Below are 25,425 nucleotides of genomic sequence, written 5' to 3' on the forward strand. Positions count from 1 at the left end.
AAATATTCAACGGCCAGATCAGCGCCAGGAAGTTTGCTGGCCGCCAGACGTGAGCACCATCGGTGGGTTGTATAGCGCTTAAGTTCGGCGCTGCTATTGTGGTAATGGGCGGTTTTGCTGCCAGAATGATAGGTGAATCCGGTTTTTTGATCAAAAACGGACGTTTTTACCAGACTGAGTTCTTCGGTCATCATCGCCTCCTTTTTCTTTTTCAGAAAAAACAGAACGTTAATGACCTCAGTATATCATTTATGGGGTCTGAATTTTGTTACGTATAGACAGTAGCAATCTATAGTTTGGTAGGTTCTGTGGAATCTATATCTTCGAAGTGGCAATTGTCAGTTCATCCGGATCTGCTCACTCCGTAGGAGTTTCAAGTGAGAGAACAGATGAAACGCATCGCTTCCAAAAGCTGCACTTCGGCCTGATCCCCCCTTACATCACGGCTGGCAGGCAGACCATCCGTAGCCTGCTGTCAGTTGCGGACGTCCTGTCCGAACCCCTTCGAGCCTCGCTGAGAACCGCCGGCACGCGTCAGCGAGGTGTTTCCCTCCCAGCAATAACCTTTGTCTTCCCGATCGCAGATACATGGGCCTGATTCGGATGAACCATAATTTGTCCCACCCCATTTTTTTTTGAACCTTCTCCCTGTCCGGCCACACCAATAGGAAAAGCACACGAAAAGAAGACAAACAAACGCGTCATCACCCAGCGATATCGCAGGAAAACAACAAGGGGGTACGAACATGTTTGGAATTATTGATCTGATCGTTTCATTGTGGCTGCTTCCGGTAATCCTGTTTGTGGTTCTGCCGATGGGAATGCTTTGTCTCTGGGTGGTCGCTCATTTCGCACGAAAGATGCTGACCATCTTCGGCGTGGCTATCGAGTATGGCAGACAGGAAGTTGAGTTAAAAAATGTTTCCGCGGTCAAAGCATAAACCAGGTTCATCAGGCAAAAAGACAATTCATAAATATCCCTATCAATTTATCTACTGCACAGGAGACCCGCCATGAAACTTTCGACCAGCATCCTTACTATAATTGGCTCTTTTCTCATGATACTGGGTACCGCCACTTGCGGATTTACATACGACAGTACTGAGGTGGTCGATCCTGATGGAACTGTCCGTGTTTGGGAGATGTATGATGATGGCTCAGTGTGGATCTGGACGTATTATAAAGACGGCAGAATAGTTGGTAGCGAATCCGATAGCGCCGATCCCGACAGTGGGGCATCCGGTTCAAGGCCGACCGCTGACGATATCAAAGACCTTGCCCGCCGAGCATATCAGGGCAAACTGAGCAAAGGCGTCCAGACCAACAACCCTTTTGCGATCAAGCAAAGCGCCAGAGGGAAAGGGCTGGCACCCCGCTGGAATCCGCCCGGACGTCACTTCAACGGAATTGACGGCACGGGTGGGTCGGGCCCGGGGAGCAACGGTGGCGGAACCAGCGAATGGTTCAAGTCAATGGCTAAAAAAGGCAGCAGTGACGATGATACGAACGAATCCGGAAAAGGTCCGGGCAAACGACCTGAACTCGGCACGAACGGTTCTGTGCGCCCGGAACGGGTCAACCCGGTTCCGTTCCTCAATCAACAACTGCGCCACTCTGCTGCCTCCCGATCCCTCGGTCAGGCGGCGCGTACCATCGGCACGAGCAACACCAAAACACACATCGGCGCCAGTACCAAAATAGCATCGCCTCTGCCGAAAAAGGCATCGCTGAAAAAAACTCGCACCACTGCACAGGCAGTGAAAAGCAGTACTCATAACAACAGCGTAATGACACACAAAGAGGTCCAGAACCAAAGCGGCAAGCTCACTGTCAAGACTGTTGCCGTTGCGTCAACTGAGAAACGGGTTGCTGTTGCGGCCCAGCAGATTCTCCGCAAGTAGGAAAGCAAGAGAACAGGCCCGTCACGCTTTAATCGACCGAAGCACCGGTTAAAAAAATCTTGACCAAGCAAGCCGCGGACAACCTCTTCCAGGGACAGGACTTGTTCCTGAAAGGGGTTGTCCTCGGTTGTCAGAGATTCGAAAAAGCAATGCGGACGAAGTGATTCGATGCACATATCAAGCACTGGCTATGTTCATCCAGGAAAAAGGGCAGGCGTATTTTCCTAGCAATAAAAGGTTGCGATACGTATGCTGATCAAGAGGATAAGCAAGCCTGATCCGTGTAAGCGCCTAACACAGTGTGACCGGGAAAATCGCTCCGTGAAATTGACAAATGATTGGATAGCTCATTTATGCCCCGCCTACAGACTACGAGGTGAACGACCATGAAACAATTTCTTGCTGCCGTGATTGTCATCGTATCTGGTCTCTGTGCGAAGCCGGCCTGTGCACTCTGGAATTGCAGTGATGCTGAATTATTTAGTCATTCCTTCGGTTATACGCAAAACTCCTATATCATTTCGTGGCGATGCAATCAGGTTTATCCAAACAGTGTGAAGATAGAAGTAATAAAAACTGCATATGGTGGGTGGAAGAAAAATACGAACTTGGCGTCTGAAACAATTAAGGACAGTTATCGCCGCTGGGATAAAAATGGATCTCCAACGGGGGAATGGGAAAATTCGGAAAATCTCAGTGCCTCATGTCAGGAAGATCCCTGGCTATCAGAACTACCTTGTCTTCCTCCACAATCAAGCAGCAGGACGATTCTCGCCAAAACGGTAAGAGCCTATCTGCAGCAGCAATACGCGATCCAAAATACTGCGCCCGAGATCTTGGAACCGCATGATGGCAGGGTCTTCGATTATCCCGTCGACCTCCCGGTCAAGATCCGTCACCATCCTGATTACAACGTCCGTTTCAAGATCGAATGGCGTGAAGATGCCACTCAGGCCTGGACCTCGGTAACAAACTCGATCATTTACGGAAAACAGACAAGCGATGGGGTGACCACGGCGAAAATGCGCCCGATGAAGATCGGCAAATGGGTACTACGTGCTCAACTAGATACGTCTACAGACCCCTGGTGGAGTGATCCGTGCACCTTTACGGTTAACGAGGGCGCGCCGAAGGTGGAATTTTTGTCGCCCAAGCCCGACCAGGTCTTCTACGACAATAGTACGATAACGTTTCACCTCGATACGGAAAGTGGAAAACCGTGGAGTAGCAGTGATGCACAAGGCGGTAGAGGCAGTCGAGTGGTTTTAATGGAAATGTGGTTCAAACCCCTGCCGAAAGAAGGAGGGATACAGCCTTTCCCGATCAAAGTAGTTGAAACGTATGTCCCTGCTGATTTTTTTGAATCCGCCCCTGCAAATAGTTATTCGGAAGGTGTTTGGAACCTGGTCGCCAAATATCCAGCCTCGTTGAGTGAAGGGGAGACCCAACAAGCCACCGCTCAAGTCACTTTCAAGGTTATCAAACCACTGCTTGGTGAACCGCCGGTGCCACCCAATAAACCGCTCGCCATAAAACCGCCGCTCGTCTTGCAGAAGATGGCAACGGTCCCGTTGGCTAAACAAAACCTCAAACCGCAGACGACCAAACTCACCGTGACCGCCCAGCATGGTGCCTTAAAGACGGCGCCGACCATCATTGGGCCGGCAGAGAATCAACGTTTCAGCAAAACGGGTACCATTCCCATCAACGCCAAGGTGAGCGCTGCCGATGCTTCATTGATCTGGGAGATCGAATATCAGGCGTTCGGGGCAACATCTTTTTTGCGGCAAAAGCCGTCACTGGCCGGTGGGCCGGCAACAGGCGCCGGTATGGTCAAAACGGCCCGACTCACTTTTTCGGCACCGGGCACGTATCGTTTCCGGGTTAGGGAAGACGATGCAAAGGCCCTGTGGAGCGGTTGGCGCACGGTGATTGTCGGTTCGCCGCCTGCCGTGGCACCGGCCGCCAAGACGATGCATCTCAGCAAACCAGAACCGGTTACTGATGCAGTAAAGAGCTTGCCGCAGGAGCAACCGACAAAGCCATTACCGCAGACGGGACAAAAGAAGATTCAACCGGGCATCATGAAACCACCGACAGCGCCGATTACGGTACCACGGCACTAAAACATTTTTGAACCTTTTCATGTCCTGGTGACACATATCGGTAGAGCAAACGGAGATCGCTGTCGTTACAACAGCTTTTCCCGACAAACGGGGGATCGGTTTTTAGGGTAGCAGAGGCACATAACTTCTTATCACCACAGGAGAGGGTACAATGATTACGTCGAAAAAAGCAGTGAGCTCGTTGATAATCGCACTGGTAATGTGTGCTGGTTCGGCAATGGCGCAGGACGGTATTGGTGCGGCAAAAAAACAAGTAGCACCGGTGAAGCCGGACATCCCAAAGAACGTGGTCGTTCTCCCCGATCTGAAAATCAGTCGTGTTGATTTTACGCCGAATAATGTTTTCAGAGCGACTGTACAAGTCGCGAATATCGGCTTGGCCCCATCGACTCCCTGTCTTTTGATGATGGAAGTGGGCTGTTCGTCCCCTAAAAAATTAATATTTAATATTCCTGCATTGAAACAGACTATACCTGGTGCTTTTCCCGATCCTGCCTCACAGGAAACAATCGTGATCAATAGCCCCATTGCCTTTAATGTTTCTAACATCAAACTGACGGTCGACTCTCAAAATGCGGTAAAGGAGAAAAACGAAACCAATAACACGTGGTCGAAGAATAATTGTGTGAAATAGTGTTGGTCTGAGTGACGAAGAGGCTACAAGACGTAGTCAAGCCTCCGGTGACCATGACTTCTGTGCCAAAGGGGAGTTCCAAAGGCGAAACGTATGCTCAATCCGGATGAGCCTTGAAAATGATTACACGCCGGTTATCTGGAACGTGGGGGATTATCTCGTTCACTGGTATGACGATAGTGATCGTGGGTGTCCTGGTGCTGCTGGATCTGCCGCCGGTTATCAGGTGGTGCGGCAGTCTGCTTGCGGGCGTACTGTTGCTGCTCCGGATTTACTCGGTGATACGGGGAACAGCCAAACGTTCCCAGCGTTTTTCAGCATTTGAACACAATACCCTGGGGCAACCGGTAACAGAGGCCTTCCTCCCACCGATTCAGTATGACTTGGATCTGTCCAGCGATGAATCGGTGGTGGCCTTGCATGCCCCTGTGCTGCGGGTCATGAGCAGCCTCGGCAGCCTGTTCAGGGGCGGTACCTGGAGCTTTTTGGGTAAAGGGAAAACGACGGATGCAGAAAACGGGCTGGTGCTCACGCAGAAAAGGTTGCTTTTCCTCATGATAGGCCCGGAGACACTGAGAAGGTATTGTTCCTCCTCTCATGCCGCAAGGCTCCTGGATGCACTCCCTGGTGATGCCTTCGCCAAGCGGCTCATGCTTTGGCAGGCAGGGGCAAGCGACGTGCACGATGCATTGGCGGGTCTGGTCGCCGAACAGAACCTGGAGCAGGTGCTACAGACGCATTTCAGTTTTTCCATTCCACTAACCGAGATTCGTTCTGTGGGCTATTCGCTGGAGAGGCACACCGTACAATTGCACCTGGCTGAGTTGAGCCTGCGCTATTGCTTGAAAAGCGCGGAGGAGCTGGGCAGTTTGGTAAAAGAATTGAGAGATCTTGGCGTAAAAATTGAGTAGGTCAGAAATGGGCGCTCCAGTCGGCACAATAGTGCGCTTTTGCCCCATCGGCGACTGCCGCCCCTTGGTAAAGAACGTGCATGATTTCTTAAACTGGCGCATAGAGCGTGCCAAGGTGACAGCGCCCCTCGTGACGCCGGTACTTGCCGATGACGAAAGGGGTACTATTTGACAAAGCCGACTTCGACATGGTTCGCGTTGTTTGCCTGGTTGCATTCTTCACCGGCCTGAAAATTTGATGGGCCAGCCGGTTTGACCGACAGGGTAAAGAGAAGTAGTATCGATTGCTTGAACAGAATCGTAGCAAAATTAAGGCGGGTTCTGGCAAGATTAAACTGATATCCAGGGCTCTAACTTGAGATGTTTCCTGATATGGTTAGGTCAACTATGAGGAGAAAACTGATCAAAAATGGAGTAACTGCTCAGTTGAGGTTCCCAAAGAACACCTTTCCCAAGTGCAATGGCACGCCAAGTTGAAGTGTCTATTGCGAATCTCGTTTTATCCTTCCATCCAGCAGCAATGATCTGTCATATAAGGTTGCGCCATCTTAGTGGCAATTGCCAGATTGGAACACGTTTTTTACAGTTGATCTGAGTCAACAGGCACCGGCCGAAACCTTTCCCGCCGTTGGATGTTTGCAGAGGACAGGTTGAAACCTGTCCCACCGTTGATTTAGATAGCCCAGCTCTTGATATGCTCCTCGTCCGGCGGCTCGCCGGTCAGCTCCAGGCGCTCCGCGCCGGTCTCAACAACCACCCGGGCGGCGGCCGGACGGCCGTCGATCTTTTTGGCATAACGGGCGACGAGGTCGGCGGCCAAGCTCAGATCGGCCGCCTGAACTGCGCTATCGGCAACCGATTCACCGGCACGACGCAGCAACGCGGCCGGGCCGGGTCGTTCTTCGACGAGCAGCAAGACGTCGCCGGCCTCGCGCAACTCGACGATACGCAACGATTCCTTCTCATCACGGCCGAGTACCAACCAACCGCCACCCGGCATCAGGAACTGGCGTCCGACGAGCATCAGCCGGATGTCGGTTACGCTCATGGAGTCCGGGGTAACAACAAAACCACCGTCGTAGACCCGGGCGATTCGCTTGCTGAGAATCGGGTCGGCCAGAATGCAGCCGCCGGCCGGCGCCGGGAAATCGGTGATACCGAACTGCCTGGCCAGGGCGATCTGCCGGGATCGTCCGCGGCCGCTGAAATCGAGCAAGCGTTCACGATCGACCCAGCCCTGACGCTCCGCCTCGGTCTCCGTGAGCAACCGGGCGGAGAGCGGGCGCAGCAGAATAGTACGGCTGCCGGAATCGCGCTCGATGATATTGAGCGTATCACGCCGCTGCGACATCGGCCGCTGACCGAGGACTTCACCGCTGATCAGAAACGCCGCGCCCAATTGCCCGAGCATGGTCCGGGCCCGCTTGAGCATGAAGATCTTGCAATCGATACAGGGATTAAAATAGCGGCCGAACCCATGCGCCGGTCGGCGCAGCATCTGCAGGTAATCATCGCTGATGTCGACCACCACCGCATTGATGCCGTACTTGTCCCGCACCTCGCGTTGATACCGCTGCGGGTCGCGCAGGATCGCATCGCCGAAAAACGGGGTGATAAAACGGACGGCGAGCACCTCGACCCCCTGCTCCATAACCACCCGGGTCGCCAGAATCGAATCAAGTCCACCGGAAAAAAGGCTCAACGCTCGAACGACACTCATCGAGCCGTCTGTCCCTTCTCAAGCAGCGTGGTCGCCCAGTCGCGCGTCTGTCTGGTAACCGACTCGCCGGCAAGCATTCGCGCCAGTTCGTCGATCCGCTGCTCCTCGTTGAGCTGGACCACCGAGGACAGCGTGCGCCCGTTGCGAACTGACTTTTCCACGACGAAGTGCGCGGTCCCCCGAGCGGCGATCTGCGGCAGATGGGTGATGCAGATCACCTGGTGGTGGCCGGCCAACTCGCGAATCTTCCGGGCCACCGCCTCGGCCGCTTCACCGCCGATGCCCGCATCGACCTCGTCGAAAATTACCGTTTCCACCATATCCTTGCGGGCCAACAGGCACTTGAGAGCCAGCATCAATCGTGACAATTCGCCGCCCGAGGCAACTTTGGCCAACGGCCGGGCCGGCTCTCCCGGATTGGGCGCAAAGAAGAATTCCGCCCGGTCCAATCCGCTCAGCCGAACTCCGTCAACTCCATCGAGCTGCTGCTGAAAATGCACCTCGATACCCGATTGACTGAAGGCGAGCGAGCCCAATTCTGCGGCCATAGCCGTTTCCATCTGTTGGGCCGTGGCCCGCCTGGCGTCGGACAAGGCCCGGCCGAGCTTGAGAAGCCGCTGCTCCAGTCGCTCAACTTCGTGCCCCTGCAGTTCGATCTCTCGATCGAGATTCTCGATCGACTCCAACTCTCGCTTCGCCTGGCTTAAATAGCCGAGAATCTCCTCGATCGTCTCACCGTATTTGCGCTTGAGCATCTTGAGCTGGTCGAGTCGGGCGCTGACCGCTTCGAGTCGATGCGGATCGACCTCCAGGGCGGTATAATAGTCACGCAGACGACCACTATAATCCTCGGCCAGAAAGGAGTAGGAACTGAGTTCCTCGGCCAGACCGGATGCCTCGGGATCCAGTCCGGCAAGCTGTTCCATGTTTCGGCGGACGATAGCAAGATTGTCGCTGATCGTCGTTTCGAAGAGATTATAGCTTTCCCGGCCGAGACGGATCAGCGTCTCGGCGCTTTTCAAACGCCGCCGCTCCACGGCGAGTTGTTCATCTTCTCCGGGCTGAAGTGCGGCTTCGATGATTTCCGCCACCTGAAACGTCAGAAAATCATAGCGCTGACCGCGTTCACGATCCCGGGCACGCAACTCGGCAAGCCGTTCTTTGGCCTGCTGCCAGTGTTGATAACAGGCGGTGAAAGCGACCCGATCGGGCCAATGGTCGCCGAGGGTGTCGAGAAAATCGAGGTGAGACGCCGGTTGCAGCAATTGTTGATGATCGTGCTGACTGGCAATATTGAGCAGGTAGAGGCAAATTTCGGCGACCGTTTTGGCCGGCGCCATCGAACCGTTGATATAGAGCCGGCTCCGCCCTTTGCTGGTGATCACTCGTTTGATGATGATTTCGTTGGTACCGCCGTACCCTCCAGCTTCAAGCAGCTCAAGCAGCTCCTGCTGGCGATCGCTGATTTCGAACAGCGCCTCGACCGTGCAGCTGTCGGCGCCGCTCCTGATCCAGTCGGCGGACGCCCGGCCGCCGGTCAGCAAACCGATGGCCCGCATCATGATCGATTTGCCGGCCCCGGTCTCGCCGGTCATCACCACCAGCGAATCGCCGCTTGCATCGGCAAAACTCAGGTGTAGTGTTTCGATCAGGGCCAGGTTCTCTACTTTGAGTTCGCAAAGCATCCCTTTTCCACGTATCTTCGGCCAACTATCAGCTCCATTGTTGACGGAGCGACAAAAGGTGGGTATCGTAACAGGCGTATACCAACCACGCTTCGACTTGGCAACCAGTTTCCTGGAAACCGTGCTGCCCGGCCGGGATCATCCTGCCATGGAATCATGAAAAAATCTACCGATACCGTCGACCTGAGCGCCAGCCTCGAAGACTATATCGAAGCGATCTACCACATCGTTGAAGAAAAACTGGTTGCCCGCAGCAAGGATATCGCCTCCCGGCTCGACGTCAGCCGCGCCTCGGTAACGGAAGCCCTGCGGGCGCTGGCCAAGAAGGATCTAATCAACTACTCGCCGTACGAAGCGATCACCATGACTGAACAAGGCCGGCGGGTGGCTGAGGATGTCATTTACCGGCACGACTCGCTGAAACGCTTTTTCACCGAAGTGCTGGCCATCAAACCCGATCTGGCCGAAGAAGCGGCCTGCAAGATCGAGCACGCGGCGCCGCCGGTGGTGATCAGCCGGATGATCGATTTTATCACGTTCCTGCAAGTTTGCCCGCGTGGCGGCGACGATTTGCTCAACGGCTTTGCCGATTACTGCCGGCACGGGTCCACCAGGATCGACTGCAGCAAATGCATCTCTTCCTGTCTCGACGGCTCAGGCGGCAAATCCTGACCATCATTTCTTGCCGCCGAGCAAGGCGGCCAGTTCCTCCGCTTCCGGAAATCGCCCGAGTTTCTTTTTTGAAAAAACCAGCTGTCCGTCTACGGTTACCTCGAACACTCCCCCGGACGAAGCGACCAGTTCAATATCGGCATCGAATCGGCGGCGCAATTCGTCTCCCAGACTGGAAGCACGTGGCTGATAATTTCACACCTGGCAATATTCTATGACCGCTTTCATGAATTCTGCTCCTGATCGAGTTTTATATCAAAATCGGCGGAACAGGTTTTAACCTGTCCCCCGCTCACTTTCACTAACCGGATCTTCCGACCACGGCGTCGATTTTCTTCGTTCGTTGTGACCTCTGGTCATGGGCGTTATATGCGAATAGGTGTTCCGGATTGATGGTCGACTCTTCCTGCCATTATACAGTAATCACTGGACAATTCGACCCCAAAATGACCTTTTCCAGGTCCCACCGTATGCACGTCATCGACTTTTGCCCGCAGGCTGATTATGCTGTCCCGAGAATAAGACGACCGCATCCCCTGTTGCCGAACCATGACCGCACCCCCGGATTATAGCCCGATGTTCGAGTTGCTCGCCGCTCTCAACGACGAAGAAACCAGGCGCCTCTCCCCGGCCGCCGCCCTCAGTGCCGACGGCCGCCGCCGCAGGGCGGAAGAACGAATCGGTTATCGCCAGCACTTTGCCCAGGACGCCGATCGCATCCTCCATTCCCGTGCCTACACCCGCTACATCGACAAGACCCAGGTATTCTGCCTGATCAGTAACGACCACATCACCCACCGGGTGCTGCATGTCCAGCTGGTTTCACGTATCGCCCGGACCATCGGCCGCTTCCTGCGCCTCAACGAGGACCTGATTGAGGCCATCGCGCTTGGCCATGATATCGGTCACCCGCCGTTCGGCCACGCCGGCGAGCACGTTCTCAGCTCGCTGTGTAGCGTCCACGATCTACCGCCGTTTCAACACAATATCCAATCGGTCCGGGCTCTGGAACGTTTGGAGCGCAAGGGGCGCGGATGGAATCTGACCCTGCAGACCCTGGACGGTATCCTCTGCCATGACGGCGAAGTACATGCCGCCCGCCTGGCTCCGGAACCGCTCGGCGATTTTGCCGGCTTCGACGCCAAGCTCACCGCGAAATCCGCCGACCCGGCGATTAACCTGCTGCCGATGACCCTCGAAGCCTGTGTGGTCCGCCTCGCAGATACCGTCGCCTATATCGGCAGGGATATCGAGGATGCCATCATCCTCGGTCTGATCCGCCGCGACGACATCCCCGCCGGTCCCCGCCAGCTGCTCGGCGAGACCAACGGCTCGATCGTTTACTCGCTGGTCACCGACCTGATCGGTCACAGCCGGGTCACACCGCCCGACTGCCCTCTGACTGCCGGAACGGACTATATCGGCTTCAGCCAGCCGGTGGCTGAAGCGCTCGACGAATTGAAACGATTCAACTATGAAAAAATCTACCTGAGCCAGCAGACCCGGCAGCATATACCGATGATCGAGCGCTGTTATCGGGACCTTTTTTCCTTCTATCTGCGCCATCTGGAAGACGGCACTTCCGACCGGCTTCATGTCGACCTGATGGGCGATCTGGAAGACAGTTACACTCGCTACCAGCCGCCGGCAGCCAGGGTTCGCGATTTCATCGCCGGCATGACCGACGACTACTTTCTGGCCCAGGCCGCCGCTATCGGCTGCCCTGTCCCACCGCGACTCTGACGGATATGGGTTGCACCGGAGCAATGACGCTCGTTCGGCTGATCATCATTTTGTTCGCAATCGTGCTGTTCGGCCCCGCCAAAGCGACCGCAGCGTCCGGCGAGACGCTGTCGATTCACGTGGTCGATGTCGGTCAAGGGGACGCGATGATCCTGCACCAGCCCGGCGTCTGCACTGCGCTGATCGACGCCGGCGGTCTGCTTTTCGGCCATCGGGTCACCGAAAAGCTGCAGGAACTGGGGCTCTCCGAGATCGACCTGGCCATCATCAGTCATCCCCACCTCGACCACTTCGGCGGTCTGTTCGACCTGCTGCCGCGGGTCGGCATCAAAGAACTCTACGACAATGGCGGCAGCAATCCGGTCCCGGACTATTTCGACGACTATCTGGCGCTGCGCAGCAGCCTCCAAGGAAAAACATTGCGGCGCGGTGACCGTCTGACCTGCGGCGACCTCGAGCTTGCCGTTCTCCATCCGGAGAAACCGCCGCAACCGCAGGATGATATCAACGGCTCTTCATTGGTATTGCTGGTAACCTTTGGCGATTTCCGGTTGCTCCACCTCGGCGACCTGTCCGGCGCCGCGGAAAGAACCTTTCTCGATCGCACCGACGACCTGCGCGCCGATCTTTTGAAAATAGCCCATCACGGCGCCGCCGACGCCACCGCCCCGGAACTGCTGGCCCGCAGTCGGCCGGATCTGGCGGTAATCAGCTGCGGCCCCGACAACCGCATCGGCGCCCCGGCCGAGCAGGTCCTGCAGCGGTTGCAGGCCGCAGGTATCCCGGTCCGGCGTACTGACCGGGAAGGCACCATTTCGCTGACGATCAGATAACCAGGCAAACGCTATTTTTTCAACCAGAGGCGCAGTCCGGTAAGAGCGGCGGCGGCAACGGCGATCACCGCCACCAGGAGCAAGTAGCTGCCGAGATCCGGATTTCGCAGCGAGGCGGCAAGGCGGTCGGTAACTGCCGCCAGCGCCGTGATAGCCGGCAGCATGCCGATCAGCGTGCCGAGTTGGAAGTCGCGCCAGCGGAGACGGGACACCCCGGCAATGAGGTTGATCAGCGAGAACGGGGCGACCGGGACGACGCGCAAGGTAATCACCGCAATCAGGCCGGAGTTGGAGAGCCGGCGGTCGAGACGGTTGACCAGGCCGCCACCGAAGCGATCGATCATGTCTTTCCCGAGAACGCGTCCCAGGAAAAACAGGCAGAGCGCGCTGAGTTGCGTTCCGAGCAGCGCATAGGCAAATCCCCACCACGGCCCGAAAATGATCAGGCTGCCGATCACCATCAACGTAACCGGGACAGCGGCGCAGCCGCCGACAATAAACGCCGCCAGCACCAGCAGCGGTGTAAACCGCCCATCCTTGAGCCAGGCTCCCACCGAGTGGACCGTCTCGATGTCGAGCCATTGATTCAACGGCGTCCAGCGCCATGCGGCGGCCAACCCGAGCACGGCGGCGATCAGGAGACCACCGGTTACAAGGTGTCGGTACGCCGGTTTTCGCTGTTTGCGACCGACAAAATAATCGAGCAGGCCGGTCGGTTCGATCGGCTTTTCCGGATCGAGAAGCTCGGACTCCGGGACCAGCCGATCGACATCTTCAGCAACCGTGCCGTCAAGCGGGACAAGCGTCCGTTCACCGTCGCACAGCGCTTCGATGGCCTCGATCAACGAGCCTCGCTCCGACCGCTGCCGGGCCACGTCGGCGGCGGAAACCCCGAGATGCTCGGCCAGCAGGCGGTTGCACAGGGAGCCGATGGTCTGTTCATCATCACTGTCCGGGCGAGCGGCGACGGCAAGATCGCACTCGGAATCGAGTCCCAGGGAACGATTACTCAGATTCGACGAACCGACACGAACCACTCGATCATCGATCACCATGAGTTTGGCATGTACCATCAGGTCGACCGGTGGCTTGACGGCCAGTCTCGGGTAATAGATGCGTAGACGATCACCGCGGTCCGCCTCACGCAGCAGGACCATGATCCGCCCCCGCAAGACATCCATGGTGTGTTGCTCCAGCCAGCCCCCGGTCTGCTTCGGCAACACGATAACGATTTCCGGGCCGGTATCCTGCGACAACGACGCCTGCAACGCTTCACCGATCCGGTAGGAACTGAGATATTGATTTTCGATATAGATGTACCGGCGCGCCGCTGCGATCATATCGAGATAGAGGCGCTCCACTTCACGTATTTCAGCATGCCCCCGATACAGCGGCATGGTCCGGGCGATCGCCACGTCGATATCGTGAAAGACCGGCTCGACACTCTCCGGCCAGGGTGCCCTGTCATCCGAGGGCCGGACATCAGGCAGCCGTTTTCCCACAGCCCGCTGCCAACGCTCTCGGGCCAACTCGCCAAGGGCCGCCGCAGCCGCCCCGTCAACGACCATCTGGATGTCGTGAAACGGCGGATACGATTTACCCTCGGGATCGATGCGTTGCGGATCGTCCGGCTTGTGCTCTGACGTGTCCCAGCGCCATTTGCTCACATCCAGGCCACCGGCAAAGGCGAGCGCATCATCGATTACGACCACTTTCTGGTGCTGGGAACCGCCGACGGGATGACAATCATCAAGACGGAAATGAATATTGCGATGACTGCGCCAGGTCAGCCTGTAGCGGGGGAAAAATTCTCGCTCCAGTGCGTAGATCATCGCAAAATCCCAGCTCAGCAAGTAAATCTCGAGCTGTCGCTGTCGCTTGGCGACAAAATCAAGAAACGCACCCAACGTGCTTGGCGTATCACCTCCATCACCGTTGCGGATCAGTCGCACTTCGCTGTGCAGGTCCCAGCCGAGAATAAAAACAGACCGGCGTGCCTGGAGTATCGCCTCGTGCAGGGCCTGAAAATAATCCTTGCCATCGACCAACACGGCAACGCGATCACCACGCCGCACCCGCCAGCAATTCTCAGATGGTTTAAAGCATTCGCTCATTTCTCAATCGATACCGGAAAACGGTGGAAAAACGTACCCGTGACGGCAAACGCATCACCACAGCAGCACAACGAGCAGTCCCGGCAGCATCGCAACGCCCATAAACACGGGCAGACGAATCGCCTGCCTGGTGCCGCTGATGGTGGCAAACATGATTCCCTTGACCAAGGTATTGGTCGCACACGCAAGCAAAATCCCGACGATAGCGACATCGGCCTGCGCGGGCTGCCGGGCGGATTTGGCAAGAGACAGCGTAATGGCATCGACGTCCATTATCCCCGAGACCACCGACAGGGCGTAGACACCGTAGTCGCCGAACCAGGCTTTCATCGCCTCCGACAACAGCAGGATAGCGGCCAGCAGGACACCGAATTGCAGGGCCATGCCGAGTTGCAGGGGATTTTTCACCTCGACATCCCGACTCACATCCGGGCTGCTCCGGCCGCCGCGCAGCCAGAGCCAGACAAAACCGGCGAGCAATCCGATGCACATCATGCTGAGCGGCAACCACATCCGGGCGAGCAGGCCCGGGTAGACGACGAATATCTCGATCATCACCCGCAGGAACATGATCGCCGACGCCAACAGGACCCCGCCGGCAAACAGCCGGTAGCGCTGACGCTGTTTGGCCAATCGCGCCAGACTGACGGTTACCGCGGTAGAAGACGCCAGGGCGCCGACGATGGCCGTCATGATCAGGCCGGCACGCTCACCGAGTATCTTCATGCCGACGTAGCCGAGAAAAGACAGCCCGGAGATCAGCACCACCATCAGCCAGGTCCAGAAAGGATTCATCACCTGCCACGGTCCATACCCCTGATTCGGCAACAGGGGCAGCAAAACGACCGAGATGATCAGCAATTTGGCGCCGGCAAAGAAATCCTGCGGCGAGATCATATGCAGCCAGGAATGCAGCACCGGCTTGTAGCCCAATAGAGAGATGACCACCACGGTAACCGCCATTGCCGGAACGACAGCACCGTACGCCGCCCAGGCGGCCAGCACGAAGACCAGCATCATGGAAAAAGCAGTCGTCGTCCCCAGGTCCTGATCTTCCTGGACATCGAGGACATGTGCGGTGATACTGAGAGCAGCCACTACGATGAAGGCGACGCCGACAAACCAGCCGCCGACTTCCCGACCCAACAACACCGCTACGCCGCCGAGCAGACCGATCAGGCTGAAGGTGCGCAGACCGGCGATACGCGAACCCTCTTCGCCATCGCGATCGCTCCAACTCCGCTCGATCCCGACCAGCAGGCCGATAGCCAGCGACACCGCCAGCGTGATCACACTTTGATAGGTGTCTTCCATCGCACTGAGTTTTCTGGTCTGCAAAGGACGAGTAACCGCCGGCAACGCGTTCCCGGACAACCGACAAAGGCGGGACGGCACCGACACTGGAGAGTCTTGACACTACCCAGTCTCGGCCGCATTTGTCAATATCGTCGCTCACTGGCTACGGCACCTGCGGTGATAATCATCGGGCCGATCCCGGCCTGATCTGGTATTATTGACGCAACAATTCACCGTCACCGCAGGAGACACGACAATGACCACAGAAAAAACCGTCGGCTTCATCGGGCTGGGTCGCATGGGCGCGCCGATGGCCGGAAACCTCGCCCGAGCCGGGTACAAGCTGGTCCTGTTCGACCGGCAGTCGGACATCACCAATCGCCTTGCCGAACAGTGCGGCGGGCGGGCGGCGACCACTCCGGCCGAAGTCGGCCGGAGCGCCTCGGTGGTGATTACCATGTTGCCCGACAGCACCGCCGTCAGGCAGGTTGTTCTCGGCGATGGCCGGGAATGGGGCATCGCCGACGCGGCACCGGTGGGCACCATTTTTGTCGACATGAGCTCCTCCGCTCCGGCCGATACGAGAGGACTGGCCGGCGAACTCCAGCAGCGCTCGTTGTCGCTCATCGACGCCCCGGTATCGGGCGGCGTCGCCAAGGCTGTCAGCGGGACGCTGACCATCATCACCGGCGGCGAGCCCGCCTTGATCGAATCCATCTCGCCGCTGCTGCTGGCCATGGGCAGCAGCTGTATCCATGCCGGCCCGATCGGCGCCGCCCACGCGATGAAGGCTCTCAACAACTACGTGTCCGCCGCCGGACTGGCCGCCGCGTCCGAAGCGCTGCGTATCGGCAGCACCTTCGGCATCGACCCGGCGGTCATGGTCGATATCTTCAACGCCTCGACCGGCCGCAACAACAGCACGGAGAACAAGTTTCACCAATTCATCCTGCCGCAGACCTTCGCCTCCGGCTTCTCCCTCGGCCTGATGGCCAAAGACCTCGATCTGGCGCGCGATCTCGCCGACACCTCGGGTGAGTTCGCACCACTGCTCAAGCGTTGCGCGGAACTCTGGCGCCAGGCCGCCGAAGCGCTTGGCCCCGACGCCGACCACACCGAATTCATTCGGTTCACCAGGAACTGACCCGGTCGACGACGCCGCGCCATCGCCGGCACCAAGGAAGCTCAACGCAACGTTTGCGCCCCCGCCGACCGCCCGGTTCGGCCGACATCATCGCCGCAAAAAAATCCGCTTGCATACATACACGGATGTATGTATATAGGGAGGTTTCGTAATCACCTCTTCTCTCTTTTATAACAAGGATGATTGATATGAATGGAAATAAACGATCCCCATTGCTCCTGCTGTTCGCCCTTGTCGCTGGACTGACCATCGGCGGCTGCAAGGATCAGGAACAGGCGGCACGGCCGGCCCCCGGCCCGGTCGAGGTCAACGTCGTGACCCTGGAGGCACAACCGGTCGAGCTCTTCGCCGAACTTCCCGGACGAACCGCCGCCCACAGAATCGCCGAAGTACGCCCCCAGGTGAGCGGCATCGTGCAGAAACGATTGTTCACCGAAGGCAGCGAAGTCGCCGCCGGGGAACTGCTCTACCAGATAGATCCTGCCTTGTACCAGGCCAACTTCGACAGCGCCAAGGCCGCCTTGGCCAAGGCCGAGGTCATTGAACAATCGGCCCGCCAGAAGGCGGAGCGCTACCGGACCCTGGTACGCACCAAAGCGGTCAGCGAACAAGAACAAATCGAGGTAGAAGCCGCCTGGAAGCAGGCTCAAGCGGAAGTTGCGGCCGCCAACGCGGCACTCGCCCGCGCCAGGATCGACCTCGATTACACCCAGGTCACGGCACCGATCTCGGGCCGCATCGGCAAGTCGATGGTCTCCGAGGGATCACTGGTCACCGCCCAGCAGGGCATGGCCCTGGCCATCATCCAGCAACTCGACCCGATCTACGTGGACGTCAACCAGTCCAGCACCGAGCTGCTGCGTTTGAAACAGGAACTGGCCGCCGGCCAGATTGCCAAAGACCAGCACCTTCGTTCGGAGGTATCGGTTATCCTCGATGACGGTTCCCTCTACTCGCATAACGGTTTTCTCGAATTCTCCGATGTCTCGGTCGATCAGTCGACCGGCACGGTAACCCTGCGGGCCATCGTCGAAAATCCCGATCAGGATTTGCTGCCGGGCATGTTCGTCCGGGCCCGCATCACCAAAGGTACCCGACCGGACGCGATCCTCGTGCCGGCGGCCAGCGTCATCCGCAACAGTCGCGGCCAAGCCACAGTGCTGCTGGTCAATACGGAGAATCAGGTGGAGAGCCGAATCATCGAAGTCGAACAAAACCGCGGCGAGCAGGTCCTCATCGGCAGCGGTCTGGCCGTCGGTGACAAGGTGATCGTCGCCGGCATCCAGAAAGTAAAAGCAGGCGCCCAGGTCACCGTCGTCGAGATGCCGGCTCCGGGCTCGGACCAGGCAACGGCGCCCCTCGCCACTGCCGGGAAAACGGAGTAAGCCATGGCCAGATTTTTCATCGATCGCCCGATCTTCGCCTGGGTCATCGCTATCGTCATCATGCTGGCCGGTACGCTGTCGATCCTGCGCCTGCCGGTTTCCCAGTATCCGGAAATCGCCCCCCCGTCGGTCCGCGTCACCGCCAGCTACCCGGGAGCATCGGCGCAGACCGTCGAAGACAGCGTCACGCAGATCATTGAACAGAACATGACTGGGTTGGACAATCTGCTCTATATGAATTCGCAGAGTTCTTCCAACGGCTCGGTCACCATCTCCCTGACTTTTGATTCCGGCACCGATCCGGACATCGCCCAGGTCCAAGTGCAGAACAAGCTGCAGCAGGCCCTGCGATTGCTCCCCCAGGAGGTTCAGGAGCAAGGCGTCCAGGTCAACAAATCGAACTCGACCTTCCTGATGATTGTCGGCCTGATATCTTCCGACGGCTCCATGGATCAGCGCGATCTGTCCGACTTCATGGTCTCGGAGTTGCGCGATCCGCTCAGCCGGACTCCCGGCGTCGGAAGCATTCAGATCTTCGGCAGCCAGTATGCGATGCGCATCTGGCTCGATCCGCACAAACTGACCAGCTATCAGCTGACCCCCAGCGACGTCGCCGCCGCGATCCGGGCCCAGAACAACCAGGTCGCCGTCGGCGATCTCGGCGGCGCCCCCTCAGTTGACGGTCAGCAGGTCACCGCCAGCATGATGGCGCAGACCAAACTCAGTTCCCCAGAGGAATTTGCCAAGATCCTGCTGCGCGTCAACCAGGACGGCTCGCAGATTCGACTGCGCGATGTGGCTCGCGTGGAAATCGGCGGCGAAAACTACTCCGCGACCGGCACCTATAACGGCCAACCATCGGGCGGCATGGCCGTCATGCTGGCCACCGGGGCCAACGCGCTGGACACCTCAGAAGCAGTCCGTGACAAGGTAGAGGAGCTGAAACCCTATTTCCCAGCCGGTATCGAGGTCGTCTATCCCTACGACACCACCACGTTTATTAAAATTTCCATCGAAGAAGTAGCACAGACCCTGGTGGAAGCCATCATTCTCGTTTTTCTGGTAATGTTTCTCTTCCTCCAGAACTTCCGGGCCACGCTGATTCCGTCGATAGCCGTACCGGTCGTCCTGCTCGGCACGTTCGGCATCATGGCCGCCTTCGGCTTCTCGATCAATACCCTGACCATGTTCGGCATGGTCCTGGCCATCGGCCTGCTGGTCGACGATGCGATCGTCGTCGTCGAGAACGTCGAGCGAATCATGAGCCAGGAAGGGTTGTCACCCCTGGCGGCGACGAGAAAGTCGATGGACCAGATCACCAGCGCCCTGATCGGTATTGCCCTGGTCCTGTCCGCCGTCTTCGTCCCGATGGCCTTTTTCGGCGGCTCCACCGGCGCCATCTATCGCCAGTTCTCCCTGACCATCGTCTCGGCCATGGCCCTGTCGGTCCTGGTGGCCTTGATCCTCACGCCGGCCTTGTGCGCCACCATCCTCAAACCGATCGACCCGCACAAGCATGCCAGGAAACGTGGCTTCTTCGGCTGGTTCAACCGCATATTCAAGCGCGGAACCGATCGTTACCAGCGGACCGTCGGCTATGTCCTGCGCCGCTCGGTACGGTTCGGCCTCATCTACCTGCTGTTGGTCGGCGGCATGGCCTTTCTCTTCGCCAAGCTGCCTACCTCTTTTATTCCGGAAGAAGATCAAGGCGTCTTTCTGACCATGATCCAACTGCCGGCCGGAGCGACGATGGAGCGGACCCAAGAGGTGATCGACGTCGTCCGTGATCACTACCTGATAAACGAAAAAGAGAACATCAACTCGGCATTCGCCGTCGCCGGCTTCAGTTTTGCCGGCAGCGGACAGAATAACGGTATGGTGTTCGCCCAGCTCAGGGACTGGGATGAGCGAAAACGGGCCGACCAATCGGTCAACGCCATCATCGGCCGGGCCATGGGTCGCTTCATGCAGATCAAGGAGGCCCAGATCTACGCTTTCAACATTCCGGCAATCCCCGCTCTCGGGCTGGCAACCGGGTTCGATCTCTATCTCCAGGATCGGGGCAACCTCGGCCATGAAAAGCTGGTCGAGGCACGCAACATGCTGCTCGGCATGGCCGCCCAGCATCCGGACCTGACGAGGGTCCGTCCCAACGGCATGGAAGACACGCCGCAGTATAACATAGACATCGACTACGAGAAGGCGATGGCCCTCGGCGTCGCCGTCGCCGACATCAACACCACCCTGTCAACCGCCTGGGGCTCGAACTACGTCAACGACTTCATCCACCGCGGCCGAATCAAGAAAGTATACCTCCAGGCCGACGCACCGTTCAGGATGCAGCCCGAAGATGTCGCACTCTGGCACGTTCGCAACAACACCAAGGAGATGGTGCCCTTTTCTACCTTCGCCGAAGGTCACTGGAGCTACGGTTCTCCGCGACTGGAGCGGTTCAACGGTATCCCGGCCGTAGAGATCGTCGGCGAGGCCGCACCCGGCAAGTCAAGCGGCGAAGGCATGGCGACAATCAGTGAGCTGATCTCCCGCCTGCCGGCCGGCATCGGCTTCGAGTGGACCGGAGCCTCCTACCAGGAGGTTCAGTCCGGGGCGCAGGCGCCGGCACTCTATGCCATTTCGGTGCTGGTCGTCTTTCTCTGCCTGGCCGCCTTGTATGAGAGCTGGTCGGTACCGTTTTCGGTCATGCTCGCTGTTCCGCTCGGCGTGTTGGGTGCTCTCGGGGCAGCCTGGCTGCGGGGCATGGAAAATGATGTCTACTTCCAGGTCGGCCTGCTCACCACCATTGGCCTGTCAGCGAAAAACGCCATTTTGATCGTCGAATTCGCCAAAGCACGCTACGATAAGGGCGACGGGTTGTTCGAGGCAACAATCGCCGCCTGCAAACTGCGACTGCGTCCGATCCTGATGACCTCAATGGCCTTTATGCTCGGCGTCCTGCCGCTGGCGATCAGCACTGGAGCCGGCGCCAACAGCCGGAACGCCATCGGTACAGGAGTTCTCGGCGGCATGATTTCGGCAACGGTACTGGCAATCGTCTTTATACCGCTGTTCTTCTACGTAGTCGTCCGCGTTTTCAAAACTCGTCCGCGAATAGAAATCGAAGCGGAACGAGAAGCAACTTCAACGGTGGTTCAGTCATGAGTACCTCCAGAAACCTGTCTGCGCTCATTGCTATTTTTGGTCTGCTGCTCGGCGGCTGTTCGCTGACCCCTTCATACCAGCGACCGGACCTACCGGTGGCCGACAACCTGATCGGATCGTCCGCCGGCTCCTCGACCGCTGAGCCGGCACCTGGGCAGACCGGCACCATCGCCGATCTCGGCTGGCGCACCTACTTCCCCGACCCGACCCTCCAGCGTCTGATCGACCAGGCCCTGGCGGCTAATCGCGACTTGCGCATTTCAGCGCTGAACATCGCCGCCTATCAGGCTCAGTACCGGATTCAACGCGCTGCATTGCTGCCCGGTGTCGATGGAGACGCGTCGGCTGCCAGACAACGAACGCTCGTCGGCAACACCCACGCCACCGGCAATCTCTTCCAGGTCAAGGTCGGCCTCGCCGCCTACGAACTCGACTTCTTCGGACGACTGCGCAGTCTTGAAGACAAGGCCCTCGAGAACTACCTGGCGATGGAGCAAAACCATCGCAGTGCACTGATCAACCTGATCGCCGAAGTCGCCGGCGCTTATCTGAACCTGCTGGCCGATCGGGAATTGCTCGCCATCACCAAGGACACACGCCGTATCGAAGAGGAGTCCTTCGAGCTGATCAAGCAGCGGGTCAAAGTCGGCATCGCCAACGAGTTGGCCCTTGCGCAGGCACGGACCAACCTGGAAGCCGTCAAGGCCAACCTTGCCCTGTACCAGCGGCGAGTCGCCCAGGATCGCAATTACCTGGATTTGCTGACCGGTGGCGGTGGTGCCACGACCCCGGCGACGGCCGATGAAGGTCTCCTGAACGGCCGGCTGATCGAGGCCGAAACACCACCATCCCAGCTCTCCTCCCGGGTCTTGCTGCAGCGCCCCGACATCATGGCCGCCGAGCACGAACTGAAGGCGGCCAATGCCGACATCGGCGCCGCCCGCGCCGCTTTCTTTCCGGCCATCAGTCTGACAGCCAACGCCGGACTGATCAGCACCGAACTCGACAGTTTATTCAACGGTGATTCGGGGATGTGGCTCTTTTCGCCGGCCATTCGCCTGCCCATCTTCACCGGCGGCCGACTGGAAGCACAACTCGATGTCGCCCAGATCCGTAAAGACATCTCTATTGCCCGCTACGAAAAAGCCATCCAGGTCGCGTTCAAAGAAACGGCCGATTCCCTGGTCGCAGTCACCACCTACCGTGACCAGATGATTGCCCAGCAGGCCAACCTGGAAGCCAGCCAGGACTACCACGCCATCGCCAGCCAGCGTTACGAACAGGGACTGGACAGTTTTTTGACCCTGCTGGATGCCCAGCGCTCGCTCTACGGTGCCCGGCAGAATTTCCTCAGCCTGAAACTGGCACAGTTGATCAACCAGATCACGCTCTACAAGGTCCTGGGCGGCGGCTGGCAGGAGCAGAACTGAACCATGGCCCGCAAGACCAAGGAGGAGGCACGGCAGACCCGAACCGATATCCTGTCTGCGGCGATCCGGATTTTCTCGGTCCGCGGCGTGTCCCGAACGACACTGAACGATATCGCCAAGGAAGCCGGTGTCACCAGGGGTGCCATCTATTGGCATTTCAACAACAAAAACGACCTGCTCGCCGCCCTCTGGGATCAGCTCTTTCTGCCCATCGAGCCGATCGTCCAAGCCAGCGAAAGCAGCGATGAGAGCGATCCGCTCGGCAGAATGCGCGAGGCACTGCTATCGCTGTTCACCTCTCTAGCCAGCGATCCGACGCAATTGCAGCTGTTTCGCATCCTGCACGATAAGTGTGAACTGGTGGAAGACACCGGCACCGAGCACCTGCACCGGGCCAATTGTCACCGGGACGGCCTGAAACGCATCGGCACCGTGCTCAGCAACAGTGTCGCCAGAGGACAGCTACCGCCGGATTACAATATCCATCTGGCCAGTATCGCCGCCATTTCCTTCATCGACGGCCTGCTTGCCAACTGGCTGATGTTTCCGACCCTGATCAGGGCCGACCGGGAAATCCCCCTGCTGGTTGACGAATTGATGGCTATGCTGCGCCGCGGTTTCTCCGCCCGGTCCCACGACAGTCAGTGATTACGGCGGGTCAACCACTCCATTTCCGGAAAAAGATCGATCGCCAGGAGATACTTCTCAAATCGGCACGTACCGGACACCGACTGCAGTAACGCCGATATCCCCTTCTGTTTATTCGTAGCGCAGGGCCTCGATCGGATTGAGCCGGGCCGCCTTGCGCGCCGGGAAATAACCGAAGACCACACCCACCGTACCGGAAAAGAGAAACGCCGCCGCAATGACGCCCGGTTTGAAGACGAATGGTACGCCGATGATCCTGCCGATCACCGCCGCGCTGCACAGCCCGACAATGATGCCGATCAGACCTCCGAAGAAGGCCAACACGACCGCCTCCACGAGAAACTGGAGGAGCACATCGCGCTCCAGCGCACCGATGGCCAGCCGGGTGCCGATTTCCCGGGTGCGCTCGGTCACCGAGACCATCATGATATTCATGATGCCGATCCCGCCGACCAGCAGCGACACCCCGGCCACGGCGCTGAGCAGCGCGGTCAGAACAGTGGTTGTGCCGGCCAGGGTATCGATAATCTCCTTCATATCGCGTACGTGAAAATCGTCTTCCTGTCCGGCAAGGATACCGCGGCGCTCCCGCAGTAATTCCTCGATGCCGGCCTGCACGGTCTCGGTGGGCACCCCATCCAGCACCGAGACGTAAATCGCCTCCACGTCGTTATTGCCGGCCATCCGGCGCTGCATCGTACGCAGTGGGACAATCACCAGGTCGTCCTGGTCCTGACCGAAGCTCGATTGTCCTTTTTTCTCCAGGACGCCGATTACCTTGAAGGAAATTGTGCCCAACCGGAGCGAACTCCCCACCGGGCTGCCGTTTCCGAACAACTGGGTCTTGACTGTTTGCCCGATCAGGCAGACGCCGGCACCGGCCCGCTCCTCACCCTCGCTGAACAAACGCCCTTCCGCCAGCACCCAGTCCCGCACTATCAGATAGAAAGCCGTGGTGCCGGTGACCGAGGTCGCCCAGTTGGCGCTGCCGGAAATGGCCTGCCGGGCTGTCTGCGCGGTTGGCGCCACCGCCGCCAGACCGGCAATACCGTTGGTGATGGCAGTGGCATCGGCCGTGGTGAATCGAGCGGAGGCGATGCGTGCCCCGCCCGGACCACGCATCGCTTGACCGGGACGGACATGCAGCATATTGCTGCCGAGTTTGGCGATATCTCCGGTCACTTTGGCGGTGGCGCCGCTACCGGCGGTGACCATGCTGATCACCGCCGCCACACCGATAACCACCCCGAGAATGGTCAACGAGGAGCGCAGCACATTGCGGCGGATGGCCCGCAGGGCCAGCAGTACGGTTTCCCAGATCATCACGACACCTCCCGGCTGGAATCCTCGACGATCCGGCCGTCCTGGAACTGGATACGCCGGTCGGCATAGGCTGCCATATCCGCTTCATGGGTCACCATGACGATGGTGATGCCCTCGCTTCGATTGAATGATCGCAACATTTCAATGATTTCAATACTCCTGGCCGTATCGAGGTTTCCGGTCGGTTCATCGGCCAGCAAGATCCTGGGCCGGCCGACGATCGCCCGGGCGATGGCCACCCGCTGCTGCTGGCCGCCGGAGAGCTCTCCCGGGGTGTGCTGCCACCACCGTTCCAGGCCAACAGTTGCCAGTGCTTCCAGAGCCATGATTCGTCGCTGCCGAGGTGGAATTTTTCTATAAATCAACGGTAGTTCGACATTTTCCAGTGCAGACGTGCGATTGAGCAGGTTGAAGCCCTGAAAGATAAAGCCGAGGAAATGCCGGCGCAACAGGGCCCGCTTATCCCTCGACAACCGCTCCACCCGCACGTCTTCAAACTGGTAGCTGCCGCTGCTCGGGATATCGATGCACCCGAGGATATTGAGTAAGGTCGACTTGCCCGACCCGCTCGGCCCCATCATCGCCACGAATTCTCCGGTAGCAATGTCCAGGTCGACGGACTGCAGCGCCTGCATGGCGTTGGCTCCGCTGCCATAGGTCTTGCCGACGCCGGCACAGCTGATCAGGATGTTTGTCTCCAT

At 58.2% G+C, this 25,425-nt stretch carries 21 protein-coding genes; 13 read left to right on the plus strand and 8 right to left on the minus strand.

The genetic code is table 11. The annotated features are described in order from the left end of the window. The coding region (locus BUC26_RS19205; RefSeq protein WP_143166080.1) for a hypothetical protein at positions 1-194 on the minus strand (194 nt) is incomplete at its 3' end. A gap of 552 nt (positions 195-746) precedes the next feature. On the opposite strand from BUC26_RS19205, the gene BUC26_RS19210 reads away from it, so the two are divergent. The 5 genes from BUC26_RS19210 (at position 747) to BUC26_RS19230 (ending at position 5,572) form a co-directional block, all read left to right on the plus strand. Further along, entirely contained in the window at positions 747-941 is a 195-nt protein-coding gene (locus tag BUC26_RS19210; protein ID WP_073378723.1) for a hypothetical protein, read from the plus strand. 72 nt (positions 942-1,013) lie between these two features. Beyond that, entirely contained in the window at positions 1,014-1,901 is an 888-nt protein-coding gene (locus tag BUC26_RS19215) for a hypothetical protein (RefSeq protein ID WP_073378725.1), read from the plus strand. A 386-nt stretch (positions 1,902-2,287) separates the two neighbouring features. Beyond that, positions 2,288-4,027, plus strand: a complete 1,740-nt coding sequence (locus BUC26_RS19220) for a hypothetical protein (protein ID WP_073378727.1) — start codon at positions 2,288-2,290, stop codon at positions 4,025-4,027. A 151-nt stretch (positions 4,028-4,178) separates the two neighbouring features. Next, positions 4,179-4,661, plus strand: a complete 483-nt coding sequence (locus tag BUC26_RS19225; RefSeq protein WP_073378729.1) for a CARDB domain-containing protein — start codon at positions 4,179-4,181, stop codon at positions 4,659-4,661. A gap of 119 nt (positions 4,662-4,780) precedes the next feature. Then, positions 4,781-5,572: a hypothetical protein gene (locus BUC26_RS19230; RefSeq protein WP_073378731.1), complete on the plus strand. Its 792-nt coding sequence runs from the start codon at positions 4,781-4,783 to the stop codon at positions 5,570-5,572. 673 nt (positions 5,573-6,245) lie between these two features. Here BUC26_RS19230 and BUC26_RS19235 read toward each other — a convergent pair. Together BUC26_RS19235 and recN are read right to left on the minus strand one after the other, a co-directional pair. Then, positions 6,246-7,292, minus strand: coding sequence for a thiamine biosynthesis protein (locus BUC26_RS19235; RefSeq protein ID WP_073378733.1), 1,047 nt, complete (start codon positions 7,290-7,292; stop codon positions 6,246-6,248). Further along, a complete protein-coding gene (gene recN / locus BUC26_RS19240) occupies positions 7,289-8,977 on the minus strand; it encodes a DNA repair protein RecN (RefSeq protein ID WP_073378735.1) in 1,689 nt (562 codons plus the stop codon). Before recN ends, BUC26_RS19235 begins: the two co-directional genes overlap by 4 nt. 156 nt (positions 8,978-9,133) lie before the next feature. On the opposite strand from recN, the gene BUC26_RS19245 reads away from it, so the two are divergent. After that, entirely contained in the window at positions 9,134-9,649 is a 516-nt protein-coding gene (locus tag BUC26_RS19245) for a metal-dependent transcriptional regulator (protein WP_073378737.1), read from the plus strand. A 3-nt stretch (positions 9,650-9,652) separates the two neighbouring features. On the opposite strand, the gene BUC26_RS19250 is transcribed toward BUC26_RS19245, so the two are convergent. After that, positions 9,653-9,877, minus strand: coding sequence for a SelT/SelW/SelH family (seleno)protein (locus BUC26_RS19250; protein WP_279626316.1), 225 nt, complete (start codon positions 9,875-9,877; stop codon positions 9,653-9,655). A 321-nt stretch (positions 9,878-10,198) separates the two neighbouring features. Here BUC26_RS19250 and BUC26_RS19255 point away from each other — a divergent pair, with 321 nt between their 5' ends. Next, the gene (locus BUC26_RS19255) at positions 10,199-11,392 is read left to right on the plus strand and encodes a deoxyguanosinetriphosphate triphosphohydrolase family protein (RefSeq protein ID WP_073378740.1); all 1,194 of its coding nucleotides are present in this window, start codon (positions 10,199-10,201) and stop codon (positions 11,390-11,392) included. Positions 11,393-11,415: 23 nt separating this feature from the next. Then, positions 11,416-12,225: a ComEC/Rec2 family competence protein gene (locus tag BUC26_RS19260; RefSeq protein ID WP_073378742.1), complete on the plus strand. Its 810-nt coding sequence runs from the start codon at positions 11,416-11,418 to the stop codon at positions 12,223-12,225. 11 nt (positions 12,226-12,236) lie between these two features. On the opposite strand, the gene BUC26_RS19265 is transcribed toward BUC26_RS19260, so the two are convergent. After that, positions 12,237-14,339 (minus strand): VTT domain-containing protein, encoded by a 2,103-nt coding sequence (locus BUC26_RS19265; RefSeq protein WP_073378744.1) that lies wholly within the window; start codon positions 14,337-14,339, stop codon positions 12,237-12,239. A 54-nt stretch (positions 14,340-14,393) separates the two neighbouring features. Then, positions 14,394-15,653, minus strand: a complete 1,260-nt coding sequence (locus tag BUC26_RS19270) for an MgtC/SapB family protein (protein ID WP_073378805.1) — start codon at positions 15,651-15,653, stop codon at positions 14,394-14,396. 238 nt (positions 15,654-15,891) lie between these two features. Here BUC26_RS19270 and BUC26_RS19275 point away from each other — a divergent pair, with 238 nt between their 5' ends. The 5 genes from BUC26_RS19275 (at position 15,892) to BUC26_RS19295 (ending at position 23,401) form a co-directional block, all read left to right on the plus strand. Then, entirely contained in the window at positions 15,892-16,779 is an 888-nt protein-coding gene (locus BUC26_RS19275; protein WP_073378746.1) for an NAD(P)-dependent oxidoreductase, read from the plus strand. A 188-nt stretch (positions 16,780-16,967) separates the two neighbouring features. Continuing rightward, entirely contained in the window at positions 16,968-18,164 is a 1,197-nt protein-coding gene (locus BUC26_RS19280) for an efflux RND transporter periplasmic adaptor subunit (protein WP_073378748.1), read from the plus strand. A 3-nt stretch (positions 18,165-18,167) separates the two neighbouring features. Further along, complete coding sequence (locus BUC26_RS19285) at positions 18,168-21,323, plus strand: efflux RND transporter permease subunit (RefSeq protein ID WP_073378750.1); 3,156 nt, start codon at positions 18,168-18,170, stop codon at positions 21,321-21,323. Then, entirely contained in the window at positions 21,320-22,753 is a 1,434-nt protein-coding gene (locus BUC26_RS19290; RefSeq protein ID WP_073378752.1) for an efflux transporter outer membrane subunit, read from the plus strand. The genes BUC26_RS19285 and BUC26_RS19290 overlap by 4 nt, the downstream gene beginning before the upstream one ends. A gap of 3 nt (positions 22,754-22,756) precedes the next feature. Continuing rightward, a complete protein-coding gene (locus BUC26_RS19295) occupies positions 22,757-23,401 on the plus strand; it encodes a TetR family transcriptional regulator (RefSeq protein WP_073378754.1) in 645 nt (214 codons plus the stop codon). 111 nt (positions 23,402-23,512) lie between these two features. Here the strand turns inward: BUC26_RS19295 and BUC26_RS19300 are convergent, their stop codons facing one another. Together BUC26_RS19300 and BUC26_RS19305 are read right to left on the minus strand one after the other, a co-directional pair. Further along, positions 23,513-24,724 carry an ABC transporter permease gene (locus BUC26_RS19300; protein ID WP_073378756.1) on the minus strand — a complete coding sequence of 404 codons (1,212 nt, stop codon included), beginning with the start codon at positions 24,722-24,724 and terminating at the stop codon, positions 23,513-23,515. After that, complete coding sequence (locus tag BUC26_RS19305; protein WP_073378758.1) at positions 24,724-25,425, minus strand: ABC transporter ATP-binding protein; 702 nt, start codon at positions 25,423-25,425, stop codon at positions 24,724-24,726. The genes BUC26_RS19300 and BUC26_RS19305 overlap by 1 nt, the downstream gene beginning before the upstream one ends.

It is taken from the genome of Desulfofustis glycolicus DSM 9705 (assembly GCF_900130015.1).
GTDB classification, from domain to species: Bacteria; Desulfobacterota; Desulfobulbia; order Desulfobulbales; family Desulfocapsaceae; genus Desulfofustis; species Desulfofustis glycolicus.